Source organism: Limnohabitans sp. 2KL-27 (genome assembly GCF_001269345.1).
In the GTDB taxonomy this organism is placed as follows: domain Bacteria; phylum Pseudomonadota; class Gammaproteobacteria; order Burkholderiales; family Burkholderiaceae_C; genus Limnohabitans_A.
In genome coordinates, this window is the sequence record NZ_CXOP01000002.1 from 2368753 (window position 1) to 2388389 (window position 19637).

Here is a 19637-nt window from a genome sequence, read left to right on the forward strand (position 1 = left end):
GAGCGTGTCTATGGGTTTGGGGGAATGCCAGTTTGTCATCGCTTAGAAAGTATGGAGGAAGATTCTTTAAAGTCATACTTTAATGCTGCATACCTGAAAAAACACTCTAATGCTATAAAAAAGCAAAACAGAAAACCTTCTGCCCCGCAAAGAAATCCACGACGGAAGACATAAAGTTTCAAAAAAATAGCGAACGCAGACGCAAACCCTCGCAATACACCGCCTGTTTTGCCAATCTGTGCTCTCTTGGCAGCACCGTGCTGCACATACTGCGCTAATTTGAGCAAACTGCCATGCACTGTTTCCCGCGAATAGTGCAACAAGCGTGCATGGAACTTGAACACAGGGCGTGACCCGTTGCGCATGATGGCTCCTTCGTGCACAACACCTTCAAATTTTTCAACAGAGGCCGTCTTGAACAAACGCTGAACACCCGCCGTGGATTTCATCAGCGCGAGCGGCCGGCCATATGCGACCTGGTTCCACAACACCTCCCAAATGGCATCTCGTTGGCTGGCTACAGCGGCACGAATTTCCTGGGCCAAGGCTTCACCAATCACTTCATCAGCATCCAGAAAGAAAATATAGTCCGTTTTGACATATTGCAGCAGACGTGTGCGTTGCGCGGCAAAACCTTGCCAGTCATCGTGGCACTGAACTTCTGCACCCAACTCCTTGGCGATTTCAATCGTTCGATCGATGCTGCCACTGTCCACGACCACAATCTGATCTGCGAACTTGGCGCTTTGAATGCATTGGGCAATCCGGCGTTCCTCGTTCATCGTCAGAATTCCAATGCAAAGCGTGGGTCGATCTACAGTCTTCATAATGCGCTCCATTTCCACAACCCCCACCAGCGTCCCCACATGCGGGCCAGCAGCTTGGGCGAAAACAGGATGACGCGTAACGGCAAAGCCAGCGCGGTCGTCCAAATCAGTCGTCTTCGCAGCTTTTGTGCGGCTTGCAAAGACGCATGTTTATTCAAAAATATCAGCTTCGATTGTGCATGGTGAAAACCTCGCAGGTATTCGTTTCTCAAGGGTGATCGACCGCGTACCGATCCTCGGGACCGATGCAGGACCTGCACCTGTGGGCACAGCATCATGGCTTGCTTGGCCTGAAAAAGCCGCAGGCACAAGTCATCGTCTTCGTAATACAGAAAGAAGCGCTCATCGAAAAAGCCAGTCATGGCCATGCGCTCCATGCGCAGCAGCATGACTGCACCACAAACAAAACCAACGCACACGGTGCCTTCCGCTGCAGGACCACGACTGCTCCAGTAAACAGAGGGCCACCGGTAATTGATCTCTGCTCTGTCCTCCGAGGCCATGAGTTGAGGCGCGAAAAGAGCGGCATCATTGAAAAATTCTGCAAATGCCAGCAGGTCCAGCAAAGCCTGAGATGTCATTTCACAGTCGGGGTTGAGCAGTAAGGCAAATGCAGTTTTCACCTGAGCCAGAGCTCGGTTATTGGCTGCGCCAAAACCGAGGTTCCGCCCATGCGACAAAACCGTGACGTGCGGCCACAACATTTGAGCCTTCGCGGCAGTGCCATCCTCACTGCCATTATCTGAAATCACCACATTTGGACAAATCGCTAACAATGGCGAGAGCAACGGCAAACAATGTGCACTATTGAAGGTGACCACCACGATGGTGACCTGCGAAAAAGCTGAATGGCTCATGCCACTTCCCCGTTCCTCTTGGTCGCAGCCATTGAACACAAGGCCTTGATATGGTTGGGCACGGCACCCTGCCCCTTCTTTAAGAGCTGGACAGCAGCTGTTTTCGCGTGCTCAAGGCACTTTGGCTGGGTCAATGCCAAAACCACATGATCCAAGGCGGCCTGCATGTCCTGAACCTGGACAGCAGCACCTTGCTCAACCGCCATAGCGGCCGCCTCTGAAAAATTAAACGTGTTCGGCCCCATGACCAATGGGCAAGCGCACGCTGCAGCTTCAATCAGATTTTGTCCACCCAATGGGGCAAAACTGCCTCCCAGTAAAGCCATGCGGCTGATCAAGTAATATGCCTGCATTTCACCTAGACTGTCACCCAAAATCGCATCTGCAATGGCCATGCGAGCGGGATCGGGTTCATGATCACCCCATGCGCTTCTGCGCTCACTGTGCAACTGAGCTAGCTCAAGCAGATCATGAACCTCGTCAAAGCGCTGAGGATGGCGAGGCACCAAAAGCCACAAAACACCCAACGCCTTGAATTTTTCCAGCCGAGCAGGTTGGGACTGCAAAGCCTGCAACCACAAAAATTCTTCACCCTGGCGTGTACTGGCCAGCATGACGACAGGTCGTGCAGCTAAAACACTCTGCCAAAGTAAAGCCTGCTGACGTGCCTGATCTGAGACAGCCACATCAAACTTAATATTCCCAACAACCCGCACATCCTGGCACCCCAAACGCAAAAAACGCTGCGCATCAGGCACAGATTGGGCCAGTACCAGCCGCAAGCCACGGTAAGCAGGACCAGAAAGCGCTTTCCATCGCAGAGTCTGGTAAAGGGATTTTTCACTCATGCGTGCATTGAGCAAACACAAGGGCACACCCGCACGGCGGCAGGACTGCACAAGCTGAGGCCAGACTTCGGTTTCCATGAGCAAGCCCATGCTTGGCTTGAAGTGCGCCAAGAATTGACGCGTTGACCGCGCTGTATCCCAAGGCATCCAAGCTTGAACATCTCCCGCTTGCAGCAGCGCCCGACCCTGAACCAAGCCTGTGGCAGTTCCGTGTGTCAACAGAAGGCGCATGCCCGGAAATGCCTCGCGCAAAGCAGGTAAAAGCAGAGCTGCAGCACGGGTCTCTCCCAGCGATACAGCATGAAGCCAGACAAAACCACCTTGAGGAAGGCTGCCCGCGTATTGTCCAAAGCGTTGCGCCACATTGAACCCGTATTCAGGTTCATGCCGTGCACGACGGCGCAGCTTTTGGCGCAATAAAGGCTGCAAAATATGCAAAAAAATACCGTAGGCGGCCAACACCAGTCTCTCGAACACAGACAAACCAGACAAGGCCCGTGTCATCCGGCACTTGCCTTTTCAAAGAGCCCACTGTAAATACGGGCAATCGCCTCGGCTTCCCGGTCCAGCGAAAAGTGCTCGCTCACACGGATACGTGCAGCCTCACCCATTTGCACCGCATGGTTCAAATTTTTCAGCACAGACAAGACCGCTTGGATCAATCCTGGCACATCTTCGACGCCTACCATCTCACCGGTTTTCCCGGGTATGACCAATTGGTCAAAGGCCCCTGTGCGTGAGCAAACCAGCGCACAAGCGGTTGCTGCAGCCTCAAATGGCGTCAGACCAAACGGCTCATAACGTGGACATGCGACACACAAAAGACAGCGTTGGTACCACAGGTGCACCTCGCCGGCAGGCACCTCCCCCAAAAAAATAATCCGATCGTGCAAGCCCGCTGCATCGATCTGACGCTGCAGATCTTGCTGGTATGCCTGATGCTGGGGCTGCGCCAATCCAGCAATGACCGCCGTGGCACCCGGCAGTTGGGGCAAAGCTTGGATCATGGCGTGCACAAAAACATCGCTGCCTTTGTCGGGTCGCACGCGGCCGAACACACCGATGCCGTATTGACCTGGCAAGCCTGAATCGGCCCAAGCATTCAGTTTGTCCGGCGGAGGGCTAAAGCGCGACAAATCAATGCCATGCGGCACCACTGCGGTGGTGTTGGGCACAAAACTCGCAGCCAAAGGGGTGGTGGAGATGACTGCGTCCATTTTGGAAATCAACCACCTTGGAAACCAGCCATGCAAATGTTGGGCGGCCGAGGTGAACACCAGCTTGATGGGCAAACGCAGGACATCCCGAGCAAAAATAGCGGCCATCATTTCCGGATCACGCCGCACGTGCCAAATTCGAAAAGCTCTTCCTGCCGGCGGCTTCCGTGACAGTTCAATGGCCTGAGCCAACGTCATCCCTTCGATGCCGTTGGACATGCGCGTGCCACAAAACCCCAAACGCCACTGCTTAGCCTGCAAGGGCACGAGCGCATTGATGGTGGCCGAGACGCCTGTGTACCGTTTCTTCAGGTTAAAAACGATGACCTCCGGGTCATTACTCAACACAGAATCTGCTTTGTCCATGGGTTATTTACCAGCCCGTGTCGACTCAATGCGCCGCCGCCTGAATCTGTGCATCGGGCTTGACCGAACGCAGCAGTGCCAGCATCTCGCCTTCGATGCGCTGCAGCGCCGCTTCGGTCTGGCCCTCGAAGCGCAGCACCAACACCGGTGTGGTGTTGGAGGCCCGGATCAAACCAAAACCGTCGGGCCAATCCACGCGCAGACCGTCAATGTCGCACACCTGAGCTGGCGCACTGAAGGCGCTGGCGGCTTTGGCTTGCAAGGCACGGGTCACGCTGTGGGGTTCGCCTTCGTCGCAGGTCACGTTGAGTTCGGGCGTGCTGAAGCTGGTGGGCAAGGCGTTGAGCACTGCGTTGGCATCAGGGGATTGGCTGACAATTTCGAGCAAGCGGCAGCCTGCATAAGTGCCGTCATCAAAACCATACCAACGCTCCTTGAAGAAGATGTGTCCACTCATCTCGCCCCCCAAGGGGGCCTGGCCACCCGCGGCTTCAATGGCCCGCATTTGGGCCTTGATGAGCGAATGGCCCGTCTTGTACATCAGCGGTTGCCCCCCTGCCGCTTGGATAGCTGGAGCCAGCCGCTGTGAGCACTTCACGTCGAACAAGATGGTGCCGCCGGGTACACGACTGAGCACGTCCTGCGCAAACAACTGCATCTGGCGGTCGGGGTAGATGTTCTGACCGTCTTGGGTGACGATGCCCAGGCGGTCTCCGTCGCCGTCAAAAGCCAGGCCCAATTCGGCCCCGCTGGTTTTCAGGGCCGCGATCAGGTCTTGCAGGTTTTCCGGCTTGCTCGGGTCGGGATGGTGGTTGGGAAAGTGCCCGTCCACCTCACTGAACAGCTCGATCACCTCGCAGCCCAGGGCGCGAAAGATGCCGGGGGCTGAAGCCCCCGCAATGCCATTACCCGAATCGATCACGATCTTCATGGGACGCGCCAGTCGGATATCGCCCACGATGCGTTGCGTGTAATCGGCCAGCACATCCAGCAGCATCACGCTGCCGCCGCCCTGCAGCTGCCAAGTCTCGGCTTCCATCATCTGGCGCAGACCCTGGATTTCGTCGCCATAAATGGCGCGACCGCCGAGCACCATCTTGAAGCCGTTGTAGTCCTTGGGGTTGTGGCTGCCCGTGACCTGGATGCCGCTTTGGCAAACGGTGCTGGCCGCGAAGTAAAGCAAGGGCGTGGTGGCCAGGCCAATGTCGATCACGCGGATGCCCGCCGCCACCAAACCGCGAATGAGCGCCGCCGACAAGCCCGGGCCGCTCAGGCGGCCGTCGCGTCCCACGGCCACCGTGCTTTCGCCGTTGGCCAAGGCGTGCGTGCCAAAGGCCTTGCCCAGGCCCTCGGCCACTTGCTCGTTCAGGGTCGAGGGCACCACGCCGCGGATGTCGTAGGCTTTGAAGATGGAGGGGGTGATTTGCATGCGCCGTACCTGTCCAAATGCCGCTGAGGCCTGGTTGATTCTTAAATTGGAGATTGTAGGCGGGCCGAGCTAACATCCACCTGTCCTCCATGATTTTCAAAGGTCAAGCATGCCCCCCTTGAGCGCTCTTCGCATCGACAGCCCCTTGGGGCCGATCACGCTGGCGGCCAGTGCGCAAGGCCTGTGCGGTCTGTGGTTTGACGACCAAAAACACGGCCCCAGCGAAGCCCAGCGCCATCAGTGGGCAAGCCATGCACCCCATCCCTTGCTGCAAAGCGCCGCAGCCCAGGTGCAGGCCTATTTGGGCGGGCAAATCTTGAAATGGGAAGGACCGCTTGATTTGTCGGCAGGCACCCCGTTTCAGCAATCGGTTTGGCAGGCCCTGCTGCGCATCCCCGCCGGCCAAAGCCAGAGCTATGGCGAGCTAGCACGGCTGCTGGCACGGCCCCAAGCGGTGCGGGCCGTAGGCGCGGCCGTGGGGCGCAATCCGGTGAGTATCATCGTGCCTTGCCACCGCGTCCTGGGCGCCGGTGGCCAACTCACGGGCTACGCCGGCGGGCTGTGGCGCAAGCAAGCGTTGCTGCAGCTGGAAGGCCATCCCGGCATCTGACTTTTTATCCATGCATGCATCTCCCGCCAAAGGCTGGCTGGCCGACTTCTTGATCTTGGCCGCCATTTGGGGCTCGTCCTTTTTGTTCATGCGCGTTGCGGCCGTCGAGTTGGGTCCCCTGCCCACGGCCGCCATCCGAGTGGCCATTGCAGCGATTTTTTTGCTGCCGATCATGTTGGCCAAAGGCCACTGGGCCGAATTGCGCAGGCACTGGAAGCCGGTGCTCTTTGTCGGGGCGCTCAACAGCGGCATCCCCTTTGCGCTGTATGCCTTTGCGGTGCTGCACATCACCACCGGTTTTTCCTCCATCCTGAACGCCACGGTGCCTTTGTTCGGCGCCGTCGTCGCCTGGCTTTGGCTGGGTGATAAGCCCACCCTCTCACGCACGGTGGGTCTGGCCATCGGCTTTGGTGGCGTGGTGCTGCTGGCAGGGGGACAAGCCAGCTTCAAGCCCAACGACTCGGGCATTGCCCCGGCCTGGGCAGTCGCCGCTTGCTTGGCCGCGACCACTTGTTATGCCTTGGCAGCGAGTTTCACCAAAAAACACATCCCCAGCCTGCCACCACTGGTCACCGCAACGGGCAGCCAGATCGGCGCGACCTTGGTCTTGGCCTTGCCCGCGCTGTGGTGTCGACCCGATCATGGGCCCAGCGCCTCGGTCTGGTGGTCTTTGCTGGTGGTGGGGGTGCTGTGCACCGGGGTGGCCTACATCCTGTACTTCAAGCTGATCGAGAACTCGGGGCCGGCTCGGGCGCTGACCGTCACCTTCTTGGTGCCGGTGTTTGCCATCGCTTATGGCGTGCTGTTTTTGGGCGAAAGCGTGACGGCCTGGATGCTGCTGTGCGGCGCGGTGATTTTGTTCGGGACCTCTTTGTCCAGCGGGTTGGTCAAGCTGCCGGGGCGTTGACACGCTTGTGCAGATGTACCGGCTGCACGCGCTGAGCATCGCGCGCCCTGAGCTGGCCACAGCCCCCATCCACATCCTGCCCAGCCGACTGGCGCAGCTTGGTCAGCACGCCGCGCTGGTGCAGCGTGCGAGCGATCTCGGCCGCGCGCTCCCAACTGGGCCGGGCATAGGGCAAATCGGGCACTGTGTTGTACGGAATCATGTTCATCAGCGCGTATTTGCCGTGGAGCAATCGCACGATGCCTTCGATTTCTTCGGCGCTGTCGTTCACGCCCTCGATCAGGGTCCACTGGTACTGGATCGGGTAGCCGGTGGCACGGGCATAGGCCTCGCCCGCCTCCACCAGGTCTTTCGGGTCAAAGCGCGGGGCACGCGGCAACAGTTGCGCGCGCAAATCAGGCCGGGTGCTGTGCAGCGACAAGGCCAGTGCAGGCTTGACTCGGCCTTGCGGCAAACGCTCGAAGACACGCGCATCGCCCACGGTCGAAAACACCAGGTTTTTGTGCCCGATATTGCCCACGGTCCCGAGCAAGTCCATCGCCTCGATCACCGCATCCAGGTTGTGTGCGGGCTCGCCCATGCCCATGAACACGACTTTTTTGACCGGCCTGAGGGTTCGCGCCAGCGCCACTTGGGCCACGATCTCGGCACTGCCCACCTGCCGGATCAGGCCTTCGCGCCCGGTCATGCAAAACACACAGCCCACCGCACAACCCACTTGGGACGACACACACAGGCCATCGCGCGGCAACAGCACGCTCTCCACCGTCTGCCCATCTTGCAGGCCGACCAGCAAACGGGCCGAGCCGTCTTGGCCCGGGTGCTGCTCCCGCAGCGTGGCCAGGCCACTGAGGGTTTGGGTGAGCGCTGGCAAAGCCTCGCGCACAGCGGTGGGCATGAAGCTCTCCAGCGGCCTGCGGCCGCTGTCCTGAGGCTTGGCTTGGGTCCACAGGCGCAGCACGCGCTGTTCGTGCAGGGCGTTGGCTCCCAAAGCGCGCAAGTGGTCGCGGATATCCTGAACGCTGTGCATGGGGCTCAGTAATGGGGCGGGATTTCGTCACGCAGATTGCGCATTTCAGCGCCGCCGCCCGATTCGGGCAAGCGGTCTCGCATCTGGCGCAGCTCCTGAATCAGTGCGTCGATTTGCTGCTGCTGCCGGTAAACCTGCGCATTGAGCTGGTCCAGCAGGTCTTCGGTGAAGCCGGCCTTGATCTCCAGGTCGACGAGGCGGTTTTCAATCGGGGTGGGAATGTCCATGGGCTGTATTGGACATGATTTTGGACCGGGCTCTGACATCTTTTATAATCACTCCATCGCCGAGTTATCTGAACTACTTGCAGGGCGATTCATAAAATCTGCTAAAGCGTTCGCCAGGCTCCGGGTTATCAGGGTCGGCAACGCCGACAAACCACTGAAACCTTAGGAGCTTTTTTCATGTCCAGCAATTTCCTCTTCACCTCGGAATCCGTCTCCGAAGGCCACCCCGACAAAGTCGCCGATCAGATCTCGGATGCGATTTTGGACGCCATTTTCGAACAAGACCCCCGCAGCCGCGTGGCCGCCGAAACCCTGACCAACACAGGTTTGGTGGTCTTGGCCGGTGAGATCACCACCAACGCGCACGTCGACTACATCCAGGTCGCCCGCGACACCATCAAGCGCATCGGCTACGACAACACCGACTACGGTATCGACTACAAGGGTTGCGCGGTCATGGTTTGCTACGACAAGCAGTCCAACGACATCGCCCAAGGCGTCGACCACGCCTCGGACGACCACCTCAACATCGGCGCAGGCGACCAAGGCCTGATGTTCGGCTACGCGTGCAGCGAAACGCCCGAGTTGATGCCCGCCCCCATCTACTACGCCCACCGCCTGGTCGAGCGCCAAGCCCAGCTTCGAAAAGACGGCCGCCTGCCCTTCTTGCGCCCCGATGCCAAAAGCCAGGTGACCATGCGCTATGTGGATGGCAAGCCCCACAGCATCGACACCGTGGTCCTGTCCACCCAGCACAGCCCCGACCAATCGGAAACATCGACCAAGATGAAGGCCAGCTTCACCGAAGCCATCATCGAAGAGATCATCAAGCCCGTGCTGCCCAAAGAGTGGTTGCAGGACACCAAGTACCTGATCAACCCCACCGGCCGTTTCGTCATTGGCGGCCCCCAGGGCGATTGCGGCCTCACAGGCCGAAAAATCATTGTGGACACCTACGGCGGTGCCTGCCCGCACGGCGGCGGTGCTTTCAGCGGCAAAGACCCGTCCAAAGTGGACCGCTCGGCCGCCTACGCCGCCCGCTATGTTGCCAAAAACATCGTGGCCGCCGGTCTGGCCACGCAGTGCCAAGTGCAAGTGGCTTATGCCATTGGCGTGGCTCGCCCCATGAACATCACCGTCAACACCGCGGGCACTGGCGTGATCAGTGACGACAAGCTGTCAGCACTCGTGGCCGAGCACTTTGACCTGCGCCCCAAAGGCATCATCCAGATGCTGGACTTGCTGCGCCCGATCTACAGCAAGACTGCCGCCTACGGCCACTTTGGCCGCGACGAGCCCGACTTCACATGGGAACGCACCGACCGCGCCGCCGCATTGAAAGCGGCCGCTGGCCTGTAAGCCGAAGCCGCAACCAGCCCTCCAAAAAAAGGGCAAGCCAAAGCCGCTCAGCCACCCTTGAGCGGCTTTTTTATGGGCGCTGGCTTGGTCAGGACACGCTGGCTGCGGCAATGAAAGTGGCGCTGCTTGAGCCGCCTTTTCTTCATTCGGCTGACACACGAGTGCAGATGGGATTACAAACGAAACTCACTGCGCAGGCGCTGATCCAACTCCGTCAGATTCAAGGACGTCAAATCCAACACGTGTTTGACCGCGACGGCGCGTTGCACCTGAACGTCCAGATGCGACATCAACTCCCCCATGAAAGGGTTAGAAACAAACACGGTCAAGGCATTGAAACGGTGATGCAAAACCGCTTCATGAAAATACTTGGCCAGCGTTTTTGCAAACTCGCTGCGATGGGCCTGTTTGAGGTTTGCGCGCGGTGCCAAACCAGCCCGACCAGCCTCTGAGTGACCCAGGGGCGCCCGCTCGGTCTCGCTCGCTCGCATGCGACTTGCGGGATGACGCCATGCGGTCAGCTCCACCAAAGGTTCAGCAAAAGATGCACGCTCCAAAAGCCTTGCTTGCGAAGCATTGGCCACCAATATCCAATTTTTTTGAGACATGTCGAATCCTTTGGAGTCAAATGCTTTTTTCTCTTTAGTGGGATCACGCGTTGGCCATTGAATCTGTAGCCACAGAAGCTCAGATTCAGCGCGCGGTCAAGCTCGATCAAGTCACATCCATTGAGAGCCTTGGCATCGCGGCGCGCCACTGGAGCCAACTTCGGTGTCGCGGTTAACTCACCGGCAAACACCACTTACAGGTTTGTCCACTGAATGGCGCACCCTGCTAGACCGAGGCGGGTGCACCTGGAATGCACCCTCCATCAAGACGTCAAGCGATCTTGAGCAAATGGCTTTGGCCGTTGGGCTTTTTCGGCAAGGTCAGTTGCAACACACCATTTTCGTATTTGGCAGAAGCCGAAGAGGCGTCCACGCTTTCATCCAAGGTGAAACTGCGCGCCACACTGCCGAAATAGCGCTCACGGCGAATGAGCTTGGCCCCCTCTTTTTCCTCTTTTTCTTTTTTCACATCAGCGCTCAAGGACACCTGATTGCCCTGTATCGCCACTTTGATGTCCTCTTTCTTGACGCCTGGGATCTCGGCTTTGACAAAGAAACAATGGTCATCTTCCGTCAAATCCAGCCGCATTTGAGGCTCACCTTCCATGAGTCGGTGCATAGGTCGCATCGCGAATCCTTTGAAGAAATCTTCATTGAAAGGGTTGCGCAATTCGCTCAAAGGGTTGAATCGTGTGAGGTTGTTCATGGTGTGTTCTCCATCCATCAAAACGGTGGCATTTGCGCCACTGACAATACGGAGCGGGGTGGAATTACGCATCGCTCCAAGGGCTGTTCCAGTCCTCATGCGCACTGTCGTTTTTTTCGGATGCGATGTCTGTTGACCGTTTCACACAAGATCACCACACCGGTCACTGGGTTGAGCAAGCCACCCACCGCGGGTCATGCATGAGAAGCGGGCAAGAAAAAACCGCTATAAATCAAAGACTTATAGCGGTTAATCATTTTTTTGGCGGAGTGGACGGGACTCGAACCCGCGACCCCCGGCGTGACAGGCCGGTATTCTAACCAACTGAACTACCACTCCTGGTAACTGAAGCTTTTGTCAGAGAGCTTGTGCAAACTGACCAAGTGCCACAAAACTTGGCGACCCTACGGGGATTCGAACCCCGGTACTCACCGTGAAAGGGTGATGTCCTAGGCCTCTAGACGATAGGGTCATAACCTGGACCGATTCTTGCGAATCATCTCGACACTTTGGTGGAGGTAAGCGGGATCGAACCGCTGACCTCTTGCATGCCATGCAAGCGCTCTCCCAGCTGAGCTATACCCCCTTTGGTACAACGCTAAGCATGGATGCTTTTTCGTTATGCCTCGTTGGTGTCGAGATTTGAATTATAGACAGAAATTCAGGCGTTTTTCAAGCGCTCTAGAATTTTTTCTCTTTGACTCAAGGCGAGCACCGCATCGAGCGAAGGCGTCTGTGCCGTGCCCATCACCAAGACCCGAACAGGCATCGCCAAGAGCGGCATTTTGAGTCCAGTTTCGGACAAAGTTTCCTTGATCGCCGCCGAAATGGATGCCTTGTCCCAGACACAATGGGTCAGCTTGTCAGACAACACCGCCAAGGCGGGCTTGACGGCGTCGGTCACGTGCTGGGTTTTCTCGTCCGCGTTGGGCACCACGTCCAGATAAAAGGCGCAGATCCATTGGGCCAAAGCCACCAAGGTGTCGCAACGGTCCTTGAACAAGCCGCAAATGCGGGCCAAACGATCATCGGCCACCACCCCCAGCTTGGCAAGGAATGGCTGAACATGCTGGGCCAGTTCTTCGTCGGGCAGTGCCTTGAGGTGTTGGGCGTTGACCCACTTGAGCTTGGCCTCGTCAAACTGTGCGGCGCTGCGGCCCAAGTGGTCCAAGTTGAACCACTCGAGGAATTGCGCGCGGCTGAAGATTTCATCGTCCCCGTGGCTCCAGCCCAGCCGCGCCAAATAGTTGACCATGGCATCGGGCAAATAGCCTTCATCCCGGTAGGCTGTGACGGCCTTGGCCCCGTTGCGCTTGCTCATCTTCTCACCCTGTTCATTGAGCACGGTGGGCAGATGGGCATACACAGGGGGCTCTTGGCCCAGGGCCTTGAAAATGTTGATTTGGCGAGGTGTGTTGTTGACGTGGTCGTCTCCGCGGATCACGTGGGTGATCTGCATGTCGATGTCGTCCACCACCACGCAAAAATTGTAGGTGGGCGTGCCATCCGGGCGGGCGATCACCAGATCGTCCAGCTCGTCGTTGCTGATCTCGATGCGACCTTTGACCTTGTCGTCCCAGGCCACCACGCCGCCCATCGGATTTTTGAAGCGCAGCACGGGCTTCACGCCCTCGGGGACCGCAGGCAGCGTTTTGCCCTCCACCGGACGCCAGGTGCCGTCGTAGCGGGGCTTTTCTTTGTTCGCCATCTGGCGCTCTCGCAAGGCGTCAAGTTCCGCCATGCTCATGTAGCAAGGGTACACATGGCCAGCCGCAATCAAGTCGGCCAGCACCGCTTTGTAACGGTCCATGCGCTGCATTTGGTAGAACGGTCCTTCATCGTGGTCCAGTCCCAACCAGGCCATGCCTTCGATGATCACGTCGACGGACGCTTGGGTGGAACGGTCCAGATCGGTGTCTTCGATGCGCAAAATGAAGTCGCCGGCCGTGGCACGGGCAAAGGCCCAAGGGTACAGGGCCGAGCGGATGTTGCCCAGGTGAATGAAGCCAGTGGGCGATGGGGCAAAGCGGGTGCGCGTGTGTTCAGATGTCGTCATATCAGAGGGTATCGAGACCACGAGAGAGGTCTTTTTGGATGTCTTGCGGGTATTCAAGGCCAACCGCCACGCGGATCAGCCCCTGACCAATGCCCGCGGCTTGACGCTGGGCTTCGCTCAGGCGGCCGTGCGAAGTGCTGGCCGGGTGGGCCACCAGGGTTTTGGTGTCCCCCAGGTTGGTCGACAACGACAGCATCTGCATGGAATCGAGCACATGGAATGCGCGTGCGCGGGATTGCTCGGGGCTGTCGGCCTTCACATCGAAGGACAAAACCGCACCGCCCAGACCGGACATCTGGCGCATGGCCAGATCGTGCTGTGGGTGGCTGCTCAAACCGGGGTAATGAACACGCGCCACCGAAGGGTGCTGTTCCAGCCACTCGGCCAAAATTTGCGCACGGGCGCTCTGCGCACGCATGCGCAGATCCAAGGTTTCCAATCCTTTGAGCACCACCCAAGCGTTGAAGGGCGCGAGCGTCATGCCCCCACTTTTGAGCACCGGCAAAAACTTCTCCGTGATCATCTGCTGCGGCGCGCACAAGGCCCCAGCCATCACCCGGCCCTGACCGTCCAGGTACTTGGTGCCCGAGTGCATGATGATGTCGGCCCCCATGGCCACTGGCCGTTGCAAAGCGGGCGTGGCAAAGCAGTTGTCAACGCCCAACAAAGCGCCCGCGTTGTGGGCGATGTCGGCAAGCGCCTGGATGTCGCAAACCTCGGTCAGGGGGTTGGTCGGGGTTTCGGCAAAGAGCAGCCGCGTGTTGGGCCGGATGGCGGCTTGCCACTCCTTCAAGTCGGTTTGCGAGACAAAGCTGGACTCCACGCCGAACTTGGCCAGGTCCGAGCCGATCAACTTGATGGTCGAGCCAAACATGGAACGCGAACACACCACATGGTCGCCCGCCTTGAGCAAGCCCATGCACATCATCAAGATGGCCGACATGCCCGAGGCTGTGCCCATGGCCGCTTCGGTGCCCTCGAGCGCGGCCAGGCGCATTTCCATGCTGGCCACCGTGGGGTTGCCGTAGCGGCCGTAGGTGTAACCGTCTTCATCGCCGGCAAAACGGGCCGCGGCGGCAGCGGCCGTGGGCTGCACATAGCCACTGGTCAGGTAAAGAGCTTCGGAGTTTTCACCATACTGGCTGCGCTCCACGGCGGCACGCACCGCCAAGGTGTCGATGTGCAGGTCGTCAAATCGGTTGGCATCGGTCATGGCACTGGCTCACTCGCTGGCGTTGGGCAAAGCCAAACGCGAATTGTCGTCATCACCCTCTTCCACCTGGAGTCGGGTTTCGTTCAAGCGAGCGATATCGTCGATGGAAATATCGCCCGTCACATACACACCATCAAAGCAAGAGGCGTCAAAGTCGGACAGTGCGCCTGCTGCGTTGACACGCGCTTGGGCCACGGCGGTTTTCATGGCGTCGACATCCTGGTAAATCAGGGCGTCACAGCCGATGATTTCGCGAATTTCTTCGATGCTGCGGCCGTGTGCCACCAGCTCTTCCTTGGTGGGCATGTCGATGCCATACACGTTGGGGTAGCGCACGGGAGGCGCGGCGCTGGCCATGTAGACCTTACGGGCTCCGGCGTCCCGGGCCATTTGCACGATCTCACGGCTGGTGGTGCCGCGCACGATGGAGTCGTCCACCAACAGCACGTTGCGACCCTTGAACTCGCTCACGATGACGTTCAGTTTTTGACGGACCGACTTCTTGCGCACAGCCTGTCCCGGCATGATGAAGGTGCGGCCCACATAACGGTTTTTCACAAAACCTTCGCGGTACGGAATGCCCAGCAAATGGGCCAGTTGTGTGGCACTGGGACGGCTGGACTCGGGGATCGGGATCACCACATCGATGTCGCTGGGTGGCACGGTAGAGATCACACGCTTGGCCAAAGTCTCACCCAGGTTCAAGCGCGCCTGGTAAACCGAAATGCCGTCCATGGTGGAATCAGGACGGGCCAAGTAAACATATTCAAAAATACAGGGGCTCAGCTGCGCCTTGTCGCTGCAGCCTTGGCTGTGCAACTGACCCTGCAGGTCCACAAAAATAGCCTCACCCGGGGCCACATCACGCTCGAATTGATGCCCTGTGCCGTCCAACGCCACCGACTCGCTGGCCAACATGATGGTCCCGTCAGTGCTGCGCCCCATGCACAGAGGGCGAATGCCATGTGGGTCACGAAAAGCCACCAGACCATGGCCAGCAATCAGGGCGATCACGGCGTAAGAGCCTTTGACGCGGCGGTTCACACCGCGCACAGCCTCAAAAACGTCCAGTGGCTTCAGGGGCAAGCCGCGTGTGGTCTTTTCCAACTCGTGGGCCAGCACATTGAGCAACACTTCAGAGTCGCTGTCGGTGTTGATGTGGCGATGGTCGTCAGAAAACAACTCGGCCTTGAGCGCGTGTGCATTGGTCAGGTTGCCGTTGTGCACCAGCACCAGACCAAAAGGCGCGTTCACATAAAAAGGCTGCGCTTCCTCTTCGCTGAAAGCGTTGCCCGCGGTCGGGTAACGCACCTGACCCAGGCCGCAATTGCCGGGTAAGCTGCGCATGTTCCGGGTGCGAAACACATCGCGCACCATGCCCTTGGCCTTGTGCATGAAAAACTTGCGGTCGAGCTGCGTGACGATGCCCGCCGCATCCTGACCTCGGTGTTGCAAGAGCAACAAGGCGTCATAAATCAATTGGTTGACCGGGGCGCTGCTGACCACGCCGACAATTCCACACATACTTTTATCCGTTCAAATATCGACCGCCCCAAAATTCAGGGCAAATATTCCACAAAGTTTTGAGGCAAAAGGGGTTTCAAACCTGTCAGGAGGGTGCCCAGCCAAACAGGACCTTGCGCTGTTGCCCACCAGCTGTCCCTCGCCATGCCCGTCAATTGCAGGACGACGGTCAAAGCCAACAACAAAACCAGCCCTCTAGCCAGCCCAAAAATACCGCCCAAAGTCCGATCCACCGGGCGCAAGCCCACGGTTTCCACCAGCTTCTTGATCAACCAGGACAACAAGCCTGCGGCAAACACCGTGGCAATAAAAACCAAGGCAAACGCCACGGCATACTGAACCGATTCAGGTGCGCCCTGAATGATGGGCAACCACCCCACCACATCGGCAGCCAGCCACTGCGCGACCACAAAAGCAGCCGCCCAGCCGGCCAGGGACAAGAGCTCGTAAACCAGTCCTCGCCAAAGCCCCACCAGCATGGAGGCCAACAAAACCCCCAACAAAAGCCAATCGGTGAGGCTGATCGCCATGTCAAATCTTCAAGAAAGACACAGGCAAGTCGAGCTTGCGAATGCGGGCCGCCACTTTGTCGGCTTCTTCACGCGTTTCGTAAGGGCCCACACGGATGCGGGTCGTGTTCTTGCCATCCCGTTCCACCACCTGGGTGTAGGTTTTCACGCCGGCCTGCTCCAGCTTGCTGCGCACCTCGCGAACTTTGGCGGGATCATTGAAGGCGCCCACTTGGATGATCACCCGCCCAGCGGGGGCCTTGGCAGGAGGTTTGCCTTCGAGCAGCGCCTGGGCTTTGTCACCATCGTCCTTGGTTTTCACTGCTGCGGGCTTATCGGCCTTGGCCGTTGCAGCGGCTTCCTGTTTGGATGCAGGCTCTTTGTCCAGGGCCTTTGCAAGCGGCGGGGACACTTTGGCAGGCTCAACTTGGTTGGATGGTGCGACCGGTGTTCCCGGCAATACCACCTCTTCGCGGGCATCCAGACTGGCTTGGGCCGTCACAGGCTCGGCGGGAGCAAGCAAGGGTTTGGCTGGCGCCTGGCTTGCTGGGACGGTGGTGCCACTGGCCAAAGGCGGGGTACTTTGACGATCAGGAATCACAATCGGCGTGTCCACCGCAACAGGCCTGGGCTGGGTGTCAAACAGCAACGGAAAACCCACGACGGCGGTCATCACCAACACCACAGACCCCATCAAACGGTGGCGCGCACGGCGACGAACCACTTCGATGTTTTCGTTGGGGCCAGAAGTCAGCGCATCAACTGAAGCGGCTTGACCAGGAAATCGGAACTTGAAAAAGGCCATGGCGTGGTGCTCACGGGCTCAGGTGTTTGGCTTGAAGACGCGGGATGCCGTCTCTCAAAACACCGCCCACGGTATAGAAGGAGCCAAAGACCACGATTCTATCAGCCGGGTCTGCGGCATCGATGGCCGCCTGCAGGGCTTGCATGGGGTCGGCATGCACGCTCGAGCCCGTGTCGGCGCGGGTGTTTTGCGCTTGCCAAGCCTGCTGCAAATCGACTGCTTTGGCGGCTCGGGGCAAGGGCAAATCGGTGAAATACCACTTGTCCACCATCGGGTTGACCTTTTGCAGCATGGGCAAAAGGTCCTTGTCTGCCATGGCCCCCAACACCGCGTGGGTGGTGGGGTAAAAACCCATGGCGTCCAGATTGGCCGCCAGCGCCGCCACCGAATGCGGGTTGTGCGCCACGTCCAGCACCAAAACCGGTTGCCCCGGCACGATCTGGAAGCGCCCGGGCAACTCCACCATGGCCAGACCATTGCGAACGGCCTGGGCCGTGACAGGAATGCGTTGGCGCAAGGCGTCCAGCGCAGCGAGCGCGCCCGAGGCATTGATCAGCTGGTTGGCCCCACGCAAGGCCGGGTAGGCCATGCCGCTGTATCGGCGGTCACGCCCCGCCCAAGCCCATTGCTGCTTGTCGCCAGAAAAATTGAAATCCCGGCCAAACAGCCAAAGTTCAGCCCCCACGGCAGCGGCGTGATCGATCACACTTTGAGGCGGCACCGGGTCACTCACAATCACCGGTCGTCCGGCGCGCATGATGCCCGCCTTTTCGAAACCAATGCTCTCGCGGTCTTTGCCCAAAATGGCGGTGTGGTCGATGTCAATGCTGGTGATCACAGCGCAATCGGTGTCGATGATGTTCACCGCGTCCAGGCGCCCCCCCAAGCCCACCTCCAAAATCGCCACGTCCAGATTGGCGTGGGCCATCAGGTGCAGAATGGCCAAGGTGCTGAATTCGAAATAAGTCAGGCTCACATCGCCCCGTACCGCTTCCACTGCGGCAAACGCCTGGGCAAACGCCTCGGCCGAAGCCGACTCCCCGTGCAAGCGGCAGCGCTCTTCAAAATGCACCAAGTGCGGCGAGGTGTAAACGCCTGTGCGGTAACCGGCTTGCAGCAGCACCGCTTCGAGCATGGCGCAAGTCGAGCCCTTGCCATTCGTGCCCGCCACCGTGATCACCGGGCAGTCAAAACGCAGGTCCATGCGGTCGGCCACGGTCTTGACGCGGTCCAGCCCCATGTCAATGGCCACGGGGTGTAACTGCTCGCACCAGTCGAGCCATTCCTGTAGAGTCTTCATAGGCGGCGATTGTCGCCCAGTCTTGTCACATTCCATTTGATGCAACCCCCATGGACCCCATTGTTTACGGCATTCCCAACTGCGACACCGTCAAAAAAGCCCGCACCTGGCTGGCCGACCAAGGCTTGAACGCCACATTTCACGACTTCAAAAAGCAAGGCGTGCCCGAGGCGCAGCTGAACACCTGGCTGTCCGCAGTAGGCTGGGAAACCCTGCTCAACCGAAAAGGCACGACTTGGCGCAAGCTCGATGCCGCCGTGCAAGCGGGCGTCAAGGACAGCGCCAGCGCCAAACACGTCATGCTGGCGCACGCCAGCACCATCAAACGGCCAGTCATCGCCTGGCCCTCGGGGCAGATCACCGTCGGGTTCACACCCGAGCAGTGGCCAGCGTGAATGGCGAATCGGCGCTCGGTCAACTGCCAGCAACAAAACTTTACAACCTCGCCACACGCCAGACAGCTCGATCGGCATAAACTTCATCCCGCCAAAGCTCCAACGACACTTTTCATGCAAAAACAAGCCACCATCGCTTTGATCTGTGCCACAGCTGCTTGGGCGCATGCCCAGGAAGTCGGTCAGGTCATCACACGCACCGCTGTTTACCAACAAGTGGCCGTGCCGCGACAGACCTGTACAACCCCACCCCCCACAGCCCCTGCCGCGACTTCTGGCGGGGGGGCCATCATCGGCGCCATCGCAGGGGGGCTGATTGGCAGCCAGCTGGGCGGTCGGGACAGCCAGGGCATCACCGCCATGGCCGGGATGATTGGCGGCGCGGTGCTGGGCAACAAGGTGGAGGGCCAAGGCGCACCCACGCCCACCACCACCTGCACCACGCAAACCGTCTACGAAAACCGCCTGATCGGCTACAACGTGCTTTATGAATATGCGGGCAAGCAATACAACGTCCAACTGCCCCAAGACCCCGGTCCAACCATCCCGCTGCAAGTCACGCCCATGCTCGCCCCGCGGTCCCAAGCGCCCGAGACCACCACGGTGATCACCGAATCGCGTGTGGTTTATGTGCCCACGCCTGTGTACCGCAGCCCCCCACCCGTCTTCAGCCACGTGAACATCGGCTGGGCATGGGCCCCTGTGCACCGGCATGGCCACTGGCGCTGAGCCGAACCTTAAACATCCTCCTGCGGTCAGACCTGATGTCTGGCCTAAAATGTCGGGTTGATTTGCCGCGAAGGGCGTCTCAAGACGCTCTTTTGCATTGACGCGGCCACCACCG

General features: G+C 58.9%; 20 protein-coding genes and 3 tRNA genes. 5 read left to right on the plus strand and 18 right to left on the minus strand.

Going from position 1 to position 19637, the window contains the following annotated elements:
* Window positions 1-35: 35 nt before the first annotated feature.
* From LHAB_RS14290 to LHAB_RS14310, 5 genes are read right to left on the minus strand one after another with little or no spacing between them, the layout of a single operon-like run.
* Entirely contained in the window at window positions 36-839 is an 804-nt protein-coding gene (locus LHAB_RS14290) for a glycosyltransferase family 2 protein (RefSeq protein ID WP_369814123.1), read from the minus strand.
* Complete coding sequence (locus LHAB_RS14295; protein ID WP_090047491.1) at window positions 824-1684, minus strand: glycosyltransferase family 2 protein; 861 nt, start codon at window positions 1682-1684, stop codon at window positions 824-826. Before LHAB_RS14295 ends, LHAB_RS14290 begins: the two co-directional genes overlap by 16 nt.
* On the minus strand, window positions 1681-3024 hold the full coding sequence (locus LHAB_RS14300; protein ID WP_228763445.1) for a 3-deoxy-D-manno-octulosonic acid transferase: 1344 nt from the start codon (window positions 3022-3024) through the stop codon (window positions 1681-1683). Before LHAB_RS14300 ends, LHAB_RS14295 begins: the two co-directional genes overlap by 4 nt.
* An 8-nt stretch (window positions 3025-3032) precedes the next feature.
* Entirely contained in the window at window positions 3033-4115 is a 1083-nt protein-coding gene (locus LHAB_RS14305; protein ID WP_090047495.1) for a glycosyltransferase family 4 protein, read from the minus strand.
* A 25-nt stretch (window positions 4116-4140) separates the two neighbouring features.
* Window positions 4141-5544, minus strand: coding sequence for a phosphomannomutase/phosphoglucomutase (locus tag LHAB_RS14310; RefSeq protein ID WP_090047497.1), 1404 nt, complete (start codon window positions 5542-5544; stop codon window positions 4141-4143).
* Between the two features lie 109 nt (window positions 5545-5653).
* On the opposite strand from LHAB_RS14310, the gene LHAB_RS14315 reads away from it, so the two are divergent.
* Window positions 5654-6154, plus strand: coding sequence for a methylated-DNA--[protein]-cysteine S-methyltransferase (locus LHAB_RS14315; protein ID WP_090047499.1), 501 nt, complete (start codon window positions 5654-5656; stop codon window positions 6152-6154).
* A 10-nt stretch (window positions 6155-6164) separates the two neighbouring features.
* On the plus strand, window positions 6165-7061 hold the full coding sequence (locus LHAB_RS14320; RefSeq protein WP_090047501.1) for a DMT family transporter: 897 nt from the start codon (window positions 6165-6167) through the stop codon (window positions 7059-7061).
* On the opposite strand, the gene LHAB_RS14325 is transcribed toward LHAB_RS14320, so the two are convergent.
* Both LHAB_RS14325 and LHAB_RS14330 read right to left on the minus strand, forming a co-directional pair.
* A complete protein-coding gene (locus LHAB_RS14325; RefSeq protein ID WP_090047503.1) occupies window positions 7042-8091 on the minus strand; it encodes an RNA methyltransferase in 1050 nt (349 codons plus the stop codon). The two genes, LHAB_RS14320 and LHAB_RS14325, sit on opposite strands and share 20 nt — an antisense overlap.
* Window positions 8092-8096: 5 nt before the next feature.
* Window positions 8097-8318, minus strand: coding sequence for a SlyX family protein (locus LHAB_RS14330; protein WP_019430677.1), 222 nt, complete (start codon window positions 8316-8318; stop codon window positions 8097-8099).
* A gap of 177 nt (window positions 8319-8495) precedes the next feature.
* Here LHAB_RS14330 and metK point away from each other — a divergent pair, with 177 nt between their 5' ends.
* Window positions 8496-9677, plus strand: a complete 1182-nt coding sequence (metK, locus tag LHAB_RS14335) for a methionine adenosyltransferase (RefSeq protein ID WP_090047504.1) — start codon at window positions 8496-8498, stop codon at window positions 9675-9677.
* Window positions 9678-9850: 173 nt separating this feature from the next.
* On the opposite strand, the gene LHAB_RS14855 is transcribed toward metK, so the two are convergent.
* The 11 genes from LHAB_RS14855 to folC all read right to left on the minus strand — a co-directional run bounded on the left by LHAB_RS14855 (window position 9851) and on the right by folC (window position 18398).
* Window positions 9851-10285 (minus strand): host attachment protein, encoded by a 435-nt coding sequence (locus LHAB_RS14855; RefSeq protein ID WP_090047506.1) that lies wholly within the window; start codon window positions 10283-10285, stop codon window positions 9851-9853.
* A gap of 271 nt (window positions 10286-10556) precedes the next feature.
* Window positions 10557-11090, minus strand: a complete 534-nt coding sequence (locus tag LHAB_RS14345; RefSeq protein ID WP_369814134.1) for an Hsp20/alpha crystallin family protein — start codon at window positions 11088-11090, stop codon at window positions 10557-10559.
* A gap of 163 nt (window positions 11091-11253) precedes the next feature.
* A tRNA-Asp gene (locus LHAB_RS14350) sits at window positions 11254-11330 on the minus strand.
* Window positions 11331-11387: 57 nt separating this feature from the next.
* Window positions 11388-11463, minus strand: a tRNA-Glu gene (locus LHAB_RS14355).
* A gap of 38 nt (window positions 11464-11501) precedes the next feature.
* Window positions 11502-11577 (minus strand) — tRNA-Ala (locus LHAB_RS14360).
* 75 nt (window positions 11578-11652) lie between these two features.
* The gene (gltX, locus tag LHAB_RS14365; protein ID WP_090047510.1) at window positions 11653-13047 is read right to left on the minus strand and encodes a glutamate--tRNA ligase; all 1395 of its coding nucleotides are present in this window, start codon (window positions 13045-13047) and stop codon (window positions 11653-11655) included.
* Between the two features lies 1 nt (window position 13048).
* Window positions 13049-14260 carry an O-succinylhomoserine sulfhydrylase gene (locus tag LHAB_RS14370; RefSeq protein WP_090047512.1) on the minus strand — a complete coding sequence of 404 codons (1212 nt, stop codon included), beginning with the start codon at window positions 14258-14260 and terminating at the stop codon, window positions 13049-13051.
* Between the two features lie 9 nt (window positions 14261-14269).
* Complete coding sequence (purF, locus tag LHAB_RS14375; RefSeq protein ID WP_090047514.1) at window positions 14270-15784, minus strand: amidophosphoribosyltransferase; 1515 nt, start codon at window positions 15782-15784, stop codon at window positions 14270-14272.
* A 35-nt stretch (window positions 15785-15819) separates the two neighbouring features.
* Window positions 15820-16314, minus strand: coding sequence for a CvpA family protein (locus tag LHAB_RS14380; protein WP_090047515.1), 495 nt, complete (start codon window positions 16312-16314; stop codon window positions 15820-15822).
* Between the two features lies 1 nt (window position 16315).
* Window positions 16316-17098, minus strand: coding sequence for an SPOR domain-containing protein (locus tag LHAB_RS14385; protein ID WP_090047517.1), 783 nt, complete (start codon window positions 17096-17098; stop codon window positions 16316-16318).
* 10 nt (window positions 17099-17108) lie between these two features.
* On the minus strand, window positions 17109-18398 hold the full coding sequence (gene folC / locus LHAB_RS14390; RefSeq protein ID WP_090047519.1) for a bifunctional tetrahydrofolate synthase/dihydrofolate synthase: 1290 nt from the start codon (window positions 18396-18398) through the stop codon (window positions 17109-17111).
* 50 nt (window positions 18399-18448) lie between these two features.
* Here folC and LHAB_RS14395 point away from each other — a divergent pair, with 50 nt between their 5' ends.
* On the plus strand, window positions 18449-18793 hold the full coding sequence (locus LHAB_RS14395; protein WP_090047521.1) for an arsenate reductase: 345 nt from the start codon (window positions 18449-18451) through the stop codon (window positions 18791-18793).
* Window positions 18794-18907: 114 nt separating this feature from the next.
* Window positions 18908-19522 (plus strand): glycine zipper 2TM domain-containing protein, encoded by a 615-nt coding sequence (locus LHAB_RS14400; RefSeq protein ID WP_090047523.1) that lies wholly within the window; start codon window positions 18908-18910, stop codon window positions 19520-19522.
* The last annotated feature ends 115 nt before the right edge of the window (window positions 19523-19637 follow it).

Bases quoted from the DNA above. Each gene is read 5' to 3' on its own strand.
- LHAB_RS14395 (WP_090047521.1), top strand. From the start codon at position 18,449: ATGGACCCCATTGTTTACGGCATTCCCAACTGCGACACCGTCAAAAAA.
- LHAB_RS14385 (WP_090047517.1), bottom strand. From the start codon at position 17,098: ATGGCCTTTTTCAAGTTCCGATTTCCTGGTCAAGCCGCTTCAGTTGAT.
- LHAB_RS14310 (WP_090047497.1), bottom strand. From the start codon at position 5,544: ATGCAAATCACCCCCTCCATCTTCAAAGCCTACGACATCCGCGGCGTG.
- LHAB_RS14295 (WP_090047491.1), bottom strand. From the start codon at position 1,684: ATGAGCCATTCAGCTTTTTCGCAGGTCACCATCGTGGTGGTCACCTTC.
- LHAB_RS14315 (WP_090047499.1), top strand. From the start codon at position 5,654: ATGCCCCCCTTGAGCGCTCTTCGCATCGACAGCCCCTTGGGGCCGATC.
- folC (WP_090047519.1), bottom strand. From the start codon at position 18,398: ATGAAGACTCTACAGGAATGGCTCGACTGGTGCGAGCAGTTACACCCC.
- metK (WP_090047504.1), top strand. From the start codon at position 8,496: ATGTCCAGCAATTTCCTCTTCACCTCGGAATCCGTCTCCGAAGGCCAC.
- purF (WP_090047514.1), bottom strand. From the start codon at position 15,784: ATGTGTGGAATTGTCGGCGTGGTCAGCAGCGCCCCGGTCAACCAATTG.
- LHAB_RS14380 (WP_090047515.1), bottom strand. From the start codon at position 16,314: ATGGCGATCAGCCTCACCGATTGGCTTTTGTTGGGGGTTTTGTTGGCC.
- gltX (WP_090047510.1), bottom strand. From the start codon at position 13,047: ATGACGACATCTGAACACACGCGCACCCGCTTTGCCCCATCGCCCACT.
- LHAB_RS14325 (WP_090047503.1), bottom strand. From the start codon at position 8,091: ATGCACAGCGTTCAGGATATCCGCGACCACTTGCGCGCTTTGGGAGCC.
- LHAB_RS14855 (WP_090047506.1), bottom strand. From the start codon at position 10,285: ATGTCTCAAAAAAATTGGATATTGGTGGCCAATGCTTCGCAAGCAAGG.
- LHAB_RS14370 (WP_090047512.1), bottom strand. From the start codon at position 14,260: ATGACCGATGCCAACCGATTTGACGACCTGCACATCGACACCTTGGCG.
- LHAB_RS14290 (WP_369814123.1), bottom strand. From the start codon at position 839: ATGGAGCGCATTATGAAGACTGTAGATCGACCCACGCTTTGCATTGGA.
- LHAB_RS14320 (WP_090047501.1), top strand. From the start codon at position 6,165: ATGCATGCATCTCCCGCCAAAGGCTGGCTGGCCGACTTCTTGATCTTG.
- LHAB_RS14345 (WP_369814134.1), bottom strand. From the start codon at position 11,090: ATGAGGACTGGAACAGCCCTTGGAGCGATGCGTAATTCCACCCCGCTC.
- LHAB_RS14330 (WP_019430677.1), bottom strand. From the start codon at position 8,318: ATGGACATTCCCACCCCGATTGAAAACCGCCTCGTCGACCTGGAGATC.
- LHAB_RS14305 (WP_090047495.1), bottom strand. From the start codon at position 4,115: ATGGACAAAGCAGATTCTGTGTTGAGTAATGACCCGGAGGTCATCGTT.
- LHAB_RS14400 (WP_090047523.1), top strand. From the start codon at position 18,908: ATGCAAAAACAAGCCACCATCGCTTTGATCTGTGCCACAGCTGCTTGG.